Annotated in this window: 16 protein-coding genes; 12 read left to right on the top strand and 4 right to left on the bottom strand. The window is 40.9% G+C overall.

Features of this window, described 5'->3' with window-relative positions:
• Window positions 1-411 precede the first annotated feature (411 nt).
• The 4 genes from E0E32_RS17470 to adhE all read left to right on the top strand — a co-directional run bounded on the left by E0E32_RS17470 (window position 412) and on the right by adhE (window position 4,487).
• Entirely contained in the window at window positions 412-1,257 is an 846-nt protein-coding gene (locus E0E32_RS17470; RefSeq protein ID WP_066186422.1) for an SPFH domain-containing protein, read from the top strand.
• A 12-nt stretch (window positions 1,258-1,269) separates the two neighbouring features.
• Window positions 1,270-1,449: a type II toxin-antitoxin system antitoxin gene (locus tag E0E32_RS17465; protein ID WP_066186419.1), complete on the top strand. Its 180-nt coding sequence runs from the start codon at window positions 1,270-1,272 to the stop codon at window positions 1,447-1,449.
• Between the two features lie 150 nt (window positions 1,450-1,599).
• The gene (locus E0E32_RS17460; RefSeq protein WP_066186417.1) at window positions 1,600-1,827 is read left to right on the top strand and encodes a hypothetical protein; all 228 of its coding nucleotides are present in this window, start codon (window positions 1,600-1,602) and stop codon (window positions 1,825-1,827) included.
• Window positions 1,828-1,889: 62 nt separating this feature from the next.
• Window positions 1,890-4,487: a bifunctional acetaldehyde-CoA/alcohol dehydrogenase gene (adhE, locus tag E0E32_RS17455; protein ID WP_066186415.1), complete on the top strand. Its 2,598-nt coding sequence runs from the start codon at window positions 1,890-1,892 to the stop codon at window positions 4,485-4,487.
• Window positions 4,488-4,538: 51 nt separating this feature from the next.
• Here adhE and E0E32_RS17450 read toward each other — a convergent pair whose 3' ends face one another.
• Window positions 4,539-5,723: an MFS transporter gene (locus E0E32_RS17450; RefSeq protein WP_066186622.1), complete on the bottom strand. Its 1,185-nt coding sequence runs from the start codon at window positions 5,721-5,723 to the stop codon at window positions 4,539-4,541.
• Window positions 5,724-5,796: 73 nt separating this feature from the next.
• Window positions 5,797-6,543 carry a nucleoside phosphorylase gene (locus tag E0E32_RS17445; RefSeq protein WP_130860312.1) on the bottom strand — a complete coding sequence of 249 codons (747 nt, stop codon included), beginning with the start codon at window positions 6,541-6,543 and terminating at the stop codon, window positions 5,797-5,799.
• A gap of 271 nt (window positions 6,544-6,814) precedes the next feature.
• On the opposite strand from E0E32_RS17445, the gene E0E32_RS17440 reads away from it, so the two are divergent.
• From E0E32_RS17440 to E0E32_RS17420, 5 genes are all read left to right on the top strand, one after another.
• A complete protein-coding gene (locus E0E32_RS17440; protein ID WP_066186408.1) occupies window positions 6,815-7,135 on the top strand; it encodes an ArsR/SmtB family transcription factor in 321 nt (106 codons plus the stop codon).
• Window positions 7,132-8,421: an arsenite efflux transporter membrane subunit ArsB gene (arsB, locus tag E0E32_RS17435; RefSeq protein ID WP_066186405.1), complete on the top strand. Its 1,290-nt coding sequence runs from the start codon at window positions 7,132-7,134 to the stop codon at window positions 8,419-8,421. Before E0E32_RS17440 ends, arsB begins: the two co-directional genes overlap by 4 nt.
• Window positions 8,422-8,434: 13 nt before the next feature.
• Window positions 8,435-8,836 (top strand): arsenate reductase (thioredoxin), encoded by a 402-nt coding sequence (arsC, locus tag E0E32_RS17430; RefSeq protein ID WP_066186402.1) that lies wholly within the window; start codon window positions 8,435-8,437, stop codon window positions 8,834-8,836.
• Between the two features lie 72 nt (window positions 8,837-8,908).
• Window positions 8,909-9,352 carry an 8-oxo-dGTP diphosphatase gene (locus E0E32_RS17425; RefSeq protein ID WP_130860311.1) on the top strand — a complete coding sequence of 148 codons (444 nt, stop codon included), beginning with the start codon at window positions 8,909-8,911 and terminating at the stop codon, window positions 9,350-9,352.
• A gap of 34 nt (window positions 9,353-9,386) precedes the next feature.
• Window positions 9,387-10,022, top strand: coding sequence for a pentapeptide repeat-containing protein (locus E0E32_RS17420; RefSeq protein ID WP_130860310.1), 636 nt, complete (start codon window positions 9,387-9,389; stop codon window positions 10,020-10,022).
• A gap of 81 nt (window positions 10,023-10,103) precedes the next feature.
• Here E0E32_RS17420 and E0E32_RS17415 read toward each other — a convergent pair whose 3' ends face one another.
• Both E0E32_RS17415 and E0E32_RS17410 read right to left on the bottom strand, forming a co-directional pair.
• Entirely contained in the window at window positions 10,104-10,322 is a 219-nt protein-coding gene (locus E0E32_RS17415; RefSeq protein ID WP_130860309.1) for a hypothetical protein, read from the bottom strand.
• Between the two features lie 58 nt (window positions 10,323-10,380).
• Window positions 10,381-12,546: a type IA DNA topoisomerase gene (locus E0E32_RS17410; RefSeq protein WP_130860308.1), complete on the bottom strand. Its 2,166-nt coding sequence runs from the start codon at window positions 12,544-12,546 to the stop codon at window positions 10,381-10,383.
• Between the two features lie 223 nt (window positions 12,547-12,769).
• On the opposite strand from E0E32_RS17410, the gene E0E32_RS17405 reads away from it, so the two are divergent.
• The 3 genes from E0E32_RS17405 to E0E32_RS17395 are packed head-to-tail and all read left to right on the top strand — an operon-like array spanning window position 12,770 to window position 14,528.
• Entirely contained in the window at window positions 12,770-12,952 is a 183-nt protein-coding gene (locus tag E0E32_RS17405) for a hypothetical protein (RefSeq protein WP_066186388.1), read from the top strand.
• 3 nt (window positions 12,953-12,955) lie between these two features.
• Window positions 12,956-13,819, top strand: a complete 864-nt coding sequence (locus tag E0E32_RS17400) for an ABC transporter ATP-binding protein (RefSeq protein ID WP_130860307.1) — start codon at window positions 12,956-12,958, stop codon at window positions 13,817-13,819.
• Window positions 13,797-14,528, top strand: coding sequence for an ABC transporter permease (locus E0E32_RS17395; protein ID WP_130860306.1), 732 nt, complete (start codon window positions 13,797-13,799; stop codon window positions 14,526-14,528). Before E0E32_RS17400 ends, E0E32_RS17395 begins: the two co-directional genes overlap by 23 nt.
• The last annotated feature ends 38 nt before the right edge of the window (window positions 14,529-14,566 follow it).

Here is a 14,566-nt window from a genome sequence, read left to right as displayed (position 1 = left end):
AAAGAGAACTAGCTTCTATTTATTCATTAATATTTTCAACGTTATAAATTTACAATAAAATACAAAAGTGATATCATAATAATATAAATAAGATATATAAGGAGGGACGATATGCCTGCAATCTGGATGCTTTCCATTGGCGTTTTTGTCTGGGTCCTATATGCATTTGTTCGGAGCTTGAAAGGGAATGAATAATACAGCGACGGAATCTGTCAATATGGTCGCTATAGTCTATATTTATTAGCTTTTGAGCTGAGCATTTTATATCTTTGACCGGATGATTTTGTTGAGGTATTCTGCTTTATTGTAGGAATCCTCTTTTTGGAAATATACATCCAGATTTTCGAAACAAATAATAGGCAATTCGCATTCCAAGGAGCAAAAAAATCTTTGTACATAGGAGAGGATGTCATGCAAGAACGCAAGGCGTGGAGTATAAACGGTGTATTAGGAATAGGGCTTATTATATTATTACTTGCTGCTGGTGTATTTAGCTTTGTCCAAGAACAAATAGTCTTGGGAATTATTCTGGCAGTAATTGCAGTTATTCTTGCTAGTGGTATTACGTTGGTGCAGCCAAACCAGTCCGTGGTGGTCATTTTTCTCGGGAAGTATATGGGAACGGTAAGACAGGAAGGAATCGTGGTGACGGTGCCATTTTCAGTACGACGAACGATTTCATTACGGGTGCGTAACTTTAATAGTAACCGTCTTAAAGTCAATGATATCAATGGGAACCCTATTGAGATTGCCGCAGTTGTAGTTTTTAAGGTTACGGATGCGGCCAAGGCGGTTTTTGAGGTTGATAATTACAAGCAGTTTGTCGAGATTCAAAGTGAAACAGCTATCCGTGCTGTGGCGACTACGTATCCATATGATTCCTTTTCTGAGAATGAGCGAACCCTGCGTGGAAATGCAGATCTGGTATCGGGGGAGCTAACAACAGAGTTGCAACAACGTCTTGACATTGCTGGAGTCGAAGTCGATGAGGTCCGTCTGACTCATTTGGCTTATTCCACCGAGATTGCCCAAGCCATGCTGCAACGTCAGCAAGCAAGTGCGATTATCTCCGCTCGTAAGCTAATTGTCCAAGGAGCGGTTGGTATGGCACAAGATGCGATTGCCCGTTTGGAGACAGATAATGTAGTAGACTTAGACGAAGAACGCCGGGTGGCGATGATCAATAATCTACTCGTTGCGATCGTTTCGGATCGAGGAACGCAACCTGTGATTAATACAGGAACTCTTTATCAATAAGTAGGTGCCGCAATGGCTAAGAAAAAAAACTTTCCTTTACGTATCGATCCAGAACTCTATGACATTTTACAGCGATGGTCAAAGGATGAATTCCGCAGTGTCAACAGCCATGTCGAGTTTTTACTGAGGGAGTCTGCCAAGCGAGCCGGTAGATTACCGAAAAAACAAGATAAGAAAATTGGAGAAGATTAATGGGATGGGTTCGACTCATCCCATTCTTGTTTTCAAAAATAAAACGCTTTCTATTTGTGAAACATTTCACAAACTTGTAACAAAACGAGGCTCGCAAACCGAAAAAAACGTGTTATGATGAAATCAAGAAATATAAAGGGGTGATCCAATATGATTCTGAATGAGTGGAAAGAATTTAGTACCGATGCCGAATTATACACGCAGGAAAATTTTGAACAGCAAATCGGCGACGTATTCGAGGCCATGTGTTTGGATGAAAACGATGATATACCACATTATATTTGGACCAAAAATTACACGGTGGTGATAAAGCCTAACACACGTGTCATTAAGGATGTATCTTTTGTCAAAGTACCCCGTCACCCAGTCATTGGCTAGCATTTTATTTTTTGAAAGTTTATGCTCATTATTTCACAATCTTTTTTCAAGGAGGAAATACGATGATTACCAAAGAGAAGGAAAAACAGGCAGTAACCGTGGAAGAAAGCATTGACAAACTGGTGAAAAACGCACAGACAGCACTAGCAGGAATGAGGCAGTTAGATCAAGAACAAGTGGACTATATTGTGAAAGAAATGGCGCTTGCAGGATTGGACCAGCACATGCAGCTAGCCAAATTAGCCGTAGAAGAAACAGGACGTGGTGTCTATGAGGACAAAATCATCAAGAATATTTTTGCAACGGAATATGTCTATCACAATATCAAGTATGATAAAACGATTGGAGTGATAAGCGAGAATGAACAAGAAGGTATGGTGGAAATTGCAGAGCCAATAGGGGTAATTGCTGGGGTAACGCCGGTAACCAATCCAACTTCTACCACCTTATTCAAATCATTAATTGCCATTAAAACAGGAAATCCGATTATCTTTGCTTTTCATCCATCCGCACAAAAATGCAGCTCGGAAGCAGCTAGAATCGTGCATGAGGCAGCCGTAAAGGCTGGGGCGCCAAGAAATTGCATTCAGTGGGTGGAGAAGCCATCGATTGATGCGACACAGGGATTAATGAAGCATGACGGCGTAGCAACCATTTTGGCTACAGGCGGTCCTGGCATGGTTAAATCAGCATACAGTTCTGGAAAACCAGCATTAGGAGTGGGTGCAGGTAATGTGCCTTGCTATATCGAAAAATCGGTTAATGTCAAACGGGCCGTGAATGATCTGATTTTATCCAAAACCTTTGATAATGGAATGGTTTGTGCCTCAGAGCAAGCAATGATAGTGGATAAGGCTATCTATCAACAAGTAAAACAGGAAATGATCGATAACAATGTCTATTTCCTAACACCAGAAGAAAAGTCAAAAGTGGAAAAACTGGTGATCAATGTAGACGCTTGTGCCGTTAATCCTTCGATTGTCGGTATGAAGGCAGCAAAAATTGCCGAACTGGCTGGGGTGAAGGTGCCTGAGGATACCAAGATCCTCGTCGCGGAACTAACTGGTGTAGGTCCAGACCATCCGCTTTCTCGTGAGAAATTGAGTCCTGTGTTGGCTGCCTATAAAGTAAACAGTACCGAGGAAGGGCTACAGCGTGCAGAAGAAATGCTGGAATTTGGCGGTTTAGGTCACTCTGCCGTTATCCATTCCGACGATCAAGCCGTTTTGAATGCCTTTGGAAGAAGAATGAAAGCGGGTCGTATCATTGTCAATGCACCATCTTCTCAAGGTGCGATCGGGGATATTTATAATGCTTATATGCCATCTCTTACACTTGGATGTGGTTCTTATGGCGGCAACTCTGTATCTACGAATGTAGGGGCAACTCACTTAATTAACGTAAAAAAAATGGCGAGAAGGAATGTCAATATGCAATGGTTTAAAGTGCCACCGAAAATCTATTTTGAAAAAAATGCCGTGCAATATTTAGCGAAAATGCCTGATATTTCAAAAGCGTTTATTGTCACCGATCCAATGATGGTCCAACTAGGTTATGTAGACAAGGTTCTTTATTACTTGCGTCGACGTCCGGATTACGTACATTGTGAGATTTTCTCTGACGTGGAGGCAGATCCATCAAAGGATACCGTCATGCGAGGGGCAGCAGCCATGGATGCCTTCCAGCCTGATGTGATTATTTCCCTTGGTGGAGGTTCAGCGATGGACGCCGCTAAAGGAATGTGGTTATTCCATGAATACCCAGACACCGATTTTAATGGACTAAAGCAAAAGTTTTTGGATATTCGTAAACGAGTCTATAAATATCCAAAACTAGGTAAGCAAGCGCAATTTGTAGCGATTCCGACAACATCTGGTACGGGTTCTGAAGTGACCTCTTTCTCTGTTATTACAGATAAAGAAAACAATATCAAATATCCATTAGCAGAGTATGAGTTAACACCTGATGTAGCGATTATTGATCCACAATTTGTCATGACCATGCCAAAAACGATCACAGCCGACACAGGAATGGACGTACTAACCCATGCGATTGAGTCTTATGTATCTAATATGGCAAATGATTATACCGATGGACTGGCGATCAAAGCGATTCAACTGGTATTTGAATATTTACCACAAGCTTATCGTGATGGTAACAATGCCTTAGCAAGAGAAAAAATGCACAATGCTTCTGCGATTGCGGGGATGGCGTTTGCCAATGCATTTCTAGGCATTAACCATAGTCTTGCTCATAAATTGGGGGCAGAGTATCATATCGCACACGGACGTGCCAATGCCATTCTCTTGCCGCATGTGATTCGCTATAATGCCAAGAAACCAACGAAATTTGTGTCATTCCCTAAATATGAGCACTTTATCGCAGACAAACGCTATGCAGAGATTGCAAGAGTGTTAGGGTTGCCAGCAGCAACAACGGAACAAGGCGTAGAGAGCTTAGTGCAGGCCATCTACCAGCTAGCTCACGAATTGGATATTCCAATGAGCATTGCCGAAAACGGAGTCGATAAAAAAGAATTCGATAAAAAGGTAGATTATCTTGCGGACCGTGCCTTTGAGGATCAATGTACAACAGCAAATCCTAAGCTGCCGTTAGTAACAGAACTGGCAGAGGTGTATCGTCAAGCTTTTAAAGGGTAACCGTATGGTGGGAGAGTGACGCGAGTGGTCACTCTCCCATTTTATCGTACACTAAAATTCCCTTTTTTCCTTATTTCGATTCCCCTTTAAGGGAATGCCTTGTAAGGTCAGGATAATCACAAGAGAAATCAGATATAGAACGGCTAAAAAGGACATCGCCGCTGTAATTCCGTATTTATCCAAGAAAAAACCGATCGCAATCGGGGATAAACCACCTAATGCCCTGCCGGTATTAAAAATGGTGTTATTGGCGGTACTTCTCACTTCAGCCGCATAAAAGCTGCTAATTAAGGCGCCATAACCTGCATTCATTCCATTGGCGAAAAAACCAACAATCGCCCCGCCAATTAATATTGCAATGGCGCTTTGGGCAAAGACATATAGAAAAACGGAGGCAGCTGATGCAACGAGAAAAATACCGTACGAGGTTTTCGCCCCAAACCTATCTAGTATCTGCCCAAACAACAGCATGCCAGCACACATCCCGATGATGGTACTGATCATCCAAAGGGACGATCCGGAAACACTCAAACCAAGCTGGTCTTGTAAGATAGACGGAAGCCAGTTCATTAAGCCAAAGTAGCCAGCGACTTGTACGGTAGACATAATCGTCAGCGCTATCGTTGTGTACGCTACTTTAGGAGAACTAAATAGTTTGGCAAGAGAGCTCCCTTTCTTTTCCCCTTGTTTAATTTTCGTTTGTGCTTGTTTCCATTCCTCGGTTTCCCCTAAGTTTCTGCGTACATAAAAGATTAAAAGGACCGGTAGTATCCCAACAATAAACAAGGCTCTCCAGCCAAATAGGGGAATGATAATAGCTGCTAAAATGGCAGCGGCCACAGCACCCATTTGCCCGCCGATCGTAACCCATGATGTCATTCGGCCACGTCGCTCTTTAGAAAAAACTTCCGCTACAAGCGCCATACCAATGCCAAATTCGCCGCCACCGCCGACTCCTGCCAAAAAGCGCAGCAGATAGATCATATAAATATTATCTGCAAAGGCCATCAGAGCGGTAGCAATGGAAAATAGGAATATGGTATAAGTGAATATACGGATTCTTCCATATTTATCAGCAAGGATTCCAAAGGTGACCCCACCAACCAGCATACCGATATTGGTGATGGAAGCAATCGATCCACCTGCTGCCGACGAAATCCCAAATTCAGTGATAATAGAGCTTAAAACAAAAGAGAGAAACATGATATCCATGCCTTCTAATCCCAAACCAAGCATGGAAGATGCTAATATCTTTTTTTGGTAGCTTTTTTTATTTGAAACTTGTTCCAACCTTAACACACCTTTACCTTTATTTGATTTTGACACAAGCGTCTAACACTAATTTCGCTGCTTGTTGATGCATTGCTTGATAGTCTTGATCGGAAACCCATTGTTCGTTAAGCCGATTGACATGCACGACGAGACAATTGGCTGCGGGAATTTGATAAAGTGACGCTAATGTAAACAGCACCGCGGATTCCATTTCAGCGTTTAGCACATGCCGCTCTTTCCAATAATCCATCCAGTTTTTATTTGGCTGTGGGCCATTGCTAATGCCGTGCTCGCGAGATTGACCTAAATAATAACTTTGCGTAGTCATGCCAATACCGGTATGGACGCGAAATCCGCTATTTTCTGCCTGTAATTTGATTTGTGCCAACAAGTCTGGGTCAGCTGCAGCTGGATATGTATCACTCACATATTGGTGGAGCATACCTGGATCTCGAACCATGGCATGATTGAAGAGTAAGTCACCTGCTGATAAGCGGTCGTTCCACGCACCACATCCACCTAATCGAACGAGTTTTTTTGCTCCGCTGCGAATCAATTCGATGATCGCTATTTCCGTAGAGCCGACGCCAATCCCGGTGGAACAGATAGAAACCGTTGTGCCTTTCCAAGTCCCTGTAACCAAAATGAATTCTCGATTTTCGGAGACAAGTTGATGCGTATCCCATTGACTAGAAATGAGTTCAACTCGAGCTGGATCACCAACCAAAAGTGTCACTTCTCCCAAGTCTGCTGCTCCTACCTTTTTTAAATGAATATTTTCCATTTGGCCTCCACCTCCTTCGTCTGGTATATTTTTTCCCTGCAACGTATAATCATACTCTTTCCTATAAAAAAATCAATCATAAAATCGATCATGAAAAGTACAGCAATAGTTTCCAGAAGACGATTATATCTTTGCATTTTATTATATAGACAAATATATATATAGATGATAATCTATATATAATGAGAAGTAACATGATGTTCGACTTCTCACTGAGAAAGAGGATATCGCGGATGATTGCACCAAAAATAGCTTTAGAAGCAGGTGACCTTTGATGTACCAACAGCTTTCCGATTATTTGAAAATATTAGCGGATCCAAGTCGATTAGAAATTCTTGATCTATTATCGTGCGATGAATTATGTGCCTGTGATTTATTAGCACACTTCCATTTTTCACAGCCTACTTTGAGTCATCATATGAAAGTGTTAGCCAGATACCAATTAGTCCAATCAAGGAAAAACGGGACAAAAACCATGTACCGATTGAATAAAGAGAGGTTGGAAGAAATAACGAGTCAATTATCCTCGATTGGCGCAGCTACTAGCCCATGCGTGTGTGATCAATTGGAGAAAGGTACGTGTGAAACATGACCCTCCTAGCTATCATTCTCTTTTTGCTCACCTTAATCTTTGTTATTTGGCAGCCAAAAGGATTAGATATAGGCATAACGGCAGCAGTAGGTGCTGTATTAGCCGTTATTACTGGTGTCGTTTCCTTTGCTGATGTGGTAGAAGTGACGGGGATTGTCTGGAATGCCACGCTTACGTTTGTTGCGGTGATCATCATTTCCTTGATATTAGATGAGATTGGTTTTTTTGAATGGTCTGCCCGCCATATGGTTCATATCTCAAAGGGGCATGGCGTGCGAATGTTTATCTATATCTCCTTACTAGGTGCGATCGTGGCGGCTTTTTTTGCTAATGATGGTGCAGCCTTGATCCTGACCCCGATTGTACTGGCGATGGTCCGCAATTTGCAATTTGACCAGCGGGCAATCTTTCCGTTTGTGATTGCTAGTGGTTTTATTGCGGATACGACTTCCTTGCCGCTGATCGTCAGTAATTTGGTTAATATTGTATCAGCCGACTACTTTGGAATTGATTTTCTTTCCTATTTTTTGCGGATGATCATTCCTAATATTTTTTCATTATTAGCTAGTATTGTTGTACTATGGATCTATTTCCGGAAGGCCATCCCCAAGCAATTTGATGAGAAACAGCTGGAATCTCCGGCAATGGCGATTAAGGACCAGCGATTATTTGTTTATGCGTGGGGCGTGTTGGCTATTTTATTGATGGGCTATTTAATGAGTGAGTTTATTGCCATTCCCGTATCGTTTATAGCAGGTGTCGTTGCAATCATCTTTCTGCTATTAGCCAGAAAATCAAATGCCGTTCATACACGAAAAGTAATAAAAGGTGCCCCGTGGAATATTGTGGTGTTTTCACTTGGCATGTATATCGTCGTATTCGGGTTGAAGAATGCGGGAATTACGACGATGTTGGCAGATGTGTTAACGACATTGGGTGAACAAGGATTATTTGCAAGTGTGATAGGGATGGGGTTTATCGCTGCATTTCTAAGTTCGGTAATGAACAACATGCCCACCGTCTTAATTGATGCGATCGCCATCGATCAAGCGGCTGTAACGGCTGCCGTGAAAGAAGGGTTGATTTACGCCAACATTATTGGTTCCGATTTAGGGCCGAAAATTACACCGATTGGTTCCTTAGCAACCTTGCTGTGGCTGCACGTATTGACACAAAAAGGGATGAAAATTTCATGGGGGACGTATTTTAAAACGGGGATTGTGATTACGATACCGGTATTGGTATTTACCTTGTTTGGTTTGTATCTAACGTTATTATTATTTTAGGAGGAGAAGGGAAATGAAGAAGAATATTATCTATTTTATTTGCACCGGAAATGCTTGTCGCAGTCAAATGGCAGAAGGATGGGCTAGACGTATATTGGGAGACGAATGGGAGGTATACTCTGCAGGGATTAGAGCACATGGTGTCAACCCGCTTGCCATTCAAGCTATGCAGGAAGTGGATATTGATATCTCGCAGCATACCTCGGATGTCATCGATGCCGATATCTTGAATCAGGCTACGCTTGTTGTCACTTTATGCAGTGATGCCGATCAGAACTGCCCCCACATACCTGCCCATGTAAAAAAGGAACATTGGGGCTTTGATGATCCGGCAGGACAAGAATGGTCCGTATTCCAAAGGGTTAGGGATCAAATAGGTGCAAGAATAGAGACTTTTGCAGAAACTGGGAAGTAAAAGAGGATGTTTGGCTAGCAAATGTTTGTTATAATATGGATAGTATAAAAGGGATGGAGTGGGGGAAGGGAAATGGGACGTGCAGAATTAGCAATCTTTACGAATATGTGTCTGATCGAGAACGAAAAAGGACAGATTCTCGTGCAAGATCGCGTCAATCCGAATTGGCCAGGCTTAACCTTTCCGGGCGGTCATATTGAAAAAGAAGAATCTTTTCACGATGCCGTTATCCGCGAGGTCGAGGAAGAAACAGGATTGCGGATAAGTCAGCCGGTATTATGTGGCAGTAAACAGTTTCAAACAGAGGCAGATGAGCGATATGTGGTATTGTTTTATCATACGACAAGATTTACTGGGGACGTGACCAGTTCAGACGAAGGGGAAGTATTCTGGATTGATCCCCATGAATTAGAGAATTACATATTGGCAGATGGGTTTCTGGACATGTACAAGATCTTTAAGGATGCGCAGCTTTCTGAATGTTACTATGATCGCAAGGAAATGTATTTGTTCTAGACGACCTCAATGGATAAAGGAAAGAAGGGATAGTGTGAAAATTACTGCTCCAAAAATATCGGAAGCATTAACACCAAGCCATTTTACCGATATTTTCTACGAGGAAGATCCTGAATTAGAAATGGCTTTTGTGACAGATTCCGAGTTTACCAATGAAATATTAGAGAGACCGCGAATCTATCATGCTATTATTAAAAACAGTCAGTTTAATCATACGGACTTTGGCAAAATCCAATTAACGGATGTTCGCTTTGAAAATTGTGATCTATCGAATGCTAATCTGCGCGAATCTTCCATTCATCGCGTCGAGTTTCATAACTGTAAATTACTTGGGACCGACTTTTCCGAATCGTCCATCGGCAATGTGACTTTCAACGATTCGATTGTGAACATGGCGATGTTTGGCAACTCCAAGCTGGAAAAGGTCCTGTTTAAAGAAGCGGTTCTCCAGCAAACTGATTTTTATGATTGTAAGTTTAAAGGTGTTGGGTTTGATTTATGTGATTTGAGTGGGACAAGCTTTGAACAAACGGCCTTAAAAGGGGTCGATATTAGTACATCTCGTTTTGACACATTAACGGTTTCCATTGAAGATTTAAACGGCTGTAAGGTATCAACACACCAGGCGGTGCAGCTTGCTTCATTAATGGGATTGGTGGTAAAGGAGTAAGTCCCTTGATTGCTAGAGAACCTTTGTCCATTTGACAGAGGTTCTTCTTAAGGATAAACAGATAAGAATCAGCCTCTACCACTATTCTTTGTTTTTCCATTTTTTAATCATGCTGTATCCATTCATGAATATTAAGATAGGAAAAAGGATGAATAATGTTCCGCCAAGAAAGTCCATATTTCCTTTCAAAATGGTATGGTCATATAGAATGAAAAATAAACCAAAAAAAGCGATGACAAAAAAGAAGTCTGCCCATTTACTGGTGAGGATTTTTTTAATGCTATTCCATATGCTCTTCACCCCTTTAACCTCCCATCATTTCTAATGAACATATGATCAATTTTTAAGTGACAATTGATCACTTTAAAAATTCCATCTTCCAGCTATAATAATCTTTTTCCTCGTTCTTTTCATAGCTTAAATAGGCATTGAATTTCTTCCCGTTTTTACTGGTTAGCCCCTTCACGAATGCTTTCTTCTCCTTCAATAATGTTTTCACCATGGTCTTTGTTGGCTTCTTGCGCATCGCTGCTAAGTATTTATCATTCTTCCAAATCGCAAAATTACATCCCTTCTTCCAATTGCTGCAGCTAAAGGCTTTATAACCGTCTTTCACCTTGCCACCGCATTGAGGACAGGTACCTAATACCTCATTGGTCGCTCGTTTGGAGGCTGCCTGGTGAATGACTACGTCCTGATCTTGTTTAATTGTCGCCACGGACTCCGTTGTGAACTGAAAGACGAGACGGAGAAATGCTTGTTTGCTTGCTTTCCCTTTTTCGATATCGGATAAGGCTTTTTCAAGGCGTCCGGTAAATGCTAAATCGAATAGGTTTTTGACAGGGAAAGTGTCAACAAGTCGTTTGCCAAGCTCTGTGCACAGTAGATACTTCTTATCCGTTGTGATATAACCGATATCTTTTAGTTTTTTAATCGTTTCGGCTCTAGTTGCCGCCGTCCCAATACTGAATCCATTTAAAATACTCCCCAACAACTCTTCATTTTCATCCTCTTGATAGTCTTTTCCACAGCTTTCCATCACGCGAAGCAAGGTTCTTTCTGTATGATGCTTGGGCGGTTTGGTGACATGGGAAGTAACGTCAGACCCTATGATTTGAACGCGTTCTTCTTTGTTCACAGAAGGCAGGAAGGCATCTTTTGATTGGATGTTCTCTACTTTCTTCCAGCCTTCAACCAACTGCACCTTACCTTTGGAATGAAAACGACCAGGTAGGTCCGTGTCTAGTACTTTGGTAATCAGTTTGGTCTCTTCATATTCTGCTACCGGCATAAATTGCATAATAAATCGATTCTTAATAGCGGTATATACGATGCCTTCATCTGCTGTCAGGCGTTTTGGTTTTAGGTAAGTGGGGATGATGGCGCTATGACTTTCTACTTTTGCATTGTTAAAAACTCGCTTGGTTTTGCTAAAATGAACCTCTTCTTTATAAGGAAGGTCTTCCGAATGTACCTTTAATACATGGGCTGTTTTTCCAACTAGGCTTTCTTCCAATGCCATACTGGATGTACGTGGATAAGTGATCCATTTTTTCTCGTAAAGGGACTGCGCTGTCTTTAAGACTTTATCCGATGTCCAGCCCTTATATTTATTGGTGATATACCCTTGCAGATTAGATAGGTTGAATAAAAAAGGCGGGAATTCCTTTTTCTTCTCGACTTGTTTATCTGTAATAATGGCTGGTTTGTCTGCAATAGCTTCGTTAATCGGCTCTAATAATTCTTTTTTCTTAAACTTCTCCGTTTTGTTTTCGCGATATATTCCTTCATATTCGTGGTTATTCACGGTCTGAAACGTTGCCGCCAGTTTAAAATAATCTTCTGGTTTGAAATTCTCTATCTCTTGATCGCGATCATAAATGATTTTTAAGGTGGGGAGGAGGACCCTGCCGATATTTAACGCACCGGATTTCCCTTGTTGATACTTTAAAGTGGCAACAGATGTCAGATTAATACCAATCACCCAATCGGCCCATTGTCTGCTGATTCCGGCATCGCGGAGTGGCTGCATCGAAGCGTTCGATTGGAGATTTTCCAAACCTCGAAGCACTTCCTTTTCTGTCCATTCATTCAAAAGCAGGCGGTACACGTTTGCTTTTGGTTTTGTTCCACCGCGATAGATAATGCTGTCTGCAATCAGTTGTCCTTCGCGGTCATCATCACATGCGGAAATAATCGCCTCCACATCGCTTCTCCTCATTAAAGACTGGATGATTTTTAATTGTTTGGCAGCACCGCCATCTGTTTTTGCTCGATTTCTTGGATTACTTTTCACTTTATATTTAAAGGCAGCAGGAATAAAAGGAAAGTAATCCATTTTCCAATGGCGCATCTTCCCATCGTAATCTTTGGCATCATAAAGCTCAACAAGATGACCAAATGCCCAAGTGATACAATAGTTCATTCCTTCAAAATAGCCATCTTTTTTTGTTTTAATGTTTAGCGCGTCGGCAATGTTTTTTGCGACGGATGGTTTTTCAGCTAGAATTAATCGAACTGTCATTTTCAATTCATCGCCTTTCTTTAGAACGATATCAGTTGGGAAGTTTCCAATAGAAACATTCGTTCGTTCCTGCTGTTATTATGTCATACATCATTCTTTTTTTCTAGTGTTTTTAGATAATGCATCTACTATATTTTTTTCGATCTCCTAGCAAACATTAAATGTTTTTTAATAATTATCGATTACAGTGTACTTATCCAAATTCATAGGAGGCGTGCATATCATGGAGAAATTACTGATTATGGTGTCGATTCTATCTTTTTTATTGGCGGCATCTTTGTTTATTGTAGAGCTGGTTAGAAATGGATGGAAAGACAGCAACTTTCGACCCGCCTTATGGATGTTTGTGGTTTATATAGTCAGCATTGTGGCATTTTTAATCATTTTTAATGTAGGAGGAAGATAAGGGATGGAATTACGGAATGTGCGTTACCAAACAGGGGAGACCAGGATCCTAAAAGGGATTGATCTTGAATTAGAAAAAGGAAAAATATATGGATTATTAGGCCCAAACGGGGTAGGAAAGACCACGTTATTTAAGGCATTATTAAACACCATTGATTACCAAGGCGATATTTTACCAGAAGTAGATCAGCTGAAAATTGGAAAATTAATTGAATATCCAGCCTTTTATCCTCAGCTTACTTGTGAGGAGAATCTACAACTCCACGCTTCTTATCTGAAGATAACTGCTAGTGAGGCTGGAATCGATGACTTATTAGAAATGGTCGACCTAGTAAATGCCCAAACGAAGAAATTCAAGGAATTATCAATGGGAATGAAACAGCGTCTTGGCGTGGCCAAGGCATTAATGGGGGATCCAGATTTATTGTTATTGGATGAGCCGACTAATGGCTTAGATCCAATGGGAATGAAGGAATTACGGCAGTTGATCGAACAAGAGATTAAAACCGAATCGAGAATTATTCTAATATCGAGTCATCATTTAAATGAAGTCGCTTTGGTTGCGGATACACTCATATTTATGCGACAAGGTGAAAAAATCTTAGAATTGGAAAATAGCGATAAGGAATATATCTATGGTCCGGTTCCATCCCAGTCAAATGCTATCGCAAACGAAATGACCATCTTAGCAGATAAAAAGAACCGTCAATATTTTCTGCTAAATAAAGCTGCGTACCATCGTATGACAGCTAACGATGAAGGTACCTATGAAAATACCGAGAAATTAACCTTGGAAGATGTATATATTCGACTGATGTCATCTGACCTAGTGGAGGTGAATCCAAATGATGAAGCTGATAAAGAATGAATGGATCAAAATGAAAAGTGAAAAAGTAACCTTAGTTATTGTCGCTCTCAGTCTGCTCCCCTTATTGATGAATTTGGCTAATTTTTTCTTCAATAATGGAGATACCAGTCTGCAAAATGGTTTTTACTTTACTTACTACAATCAGTATTTTATGCTATTGCCAATTATTATGAGTGTGCTGATTTCGTATGTGTTTTATATCGAGTACAAAAACAAAACCTATCTTGATTGGATCACGTATCCTGAATCACGAGTTAAACTGCTCTTTTCAAAAATAGCGGTAGCTGGTTTAATGATATTCGCCATTTATTTGCTGCAGTTGGTTATTCTCTTATTATTTTATGCGATAGTAGATGGTGATTGGGGCAATATGTGGTTGCTGACGTCTTCCTATACGGTTTTGAATGTTATTGTTGTGCTCACCATTTTGTTGGGATTTGCCGTGATTATTCAATGGACGCAGCATCTGGTGGCAAGTATCTCAATAGGCATAGGGGTTTCTTTGCTGTCCATGATTTTTATGGCTGCCCCTTTTTCTTATCTGATTCCGCCTGCATTTGGCTACAGGCTGGGCTTGGTGATGATTGATCCTACGTATTATTACGAGAATGTCGTCTCATCCACTATAATAGGGATAGGGCTGTTGATGGTATTAATGATTGGTATGCTGCTGTTAAATGTCAAGTTGGTATATCGAAAGAATTTATAAATAAAGGGCGATTATTTGCTCGTTTAATGATGACAAAA

Source organism: Gracilibacillus phocaeensis (assembly GCF_900626275.1).
GTDB classification, from domain to species: Bacteria; Bacillota; Bacilli; order Bacillales; family Amphibacillaceae; genus Gracilibacillus; species Gracilibacillus timonensis.
This window is presented reverse-complemented; position numbering and strand designations above follow the sequence as displayed.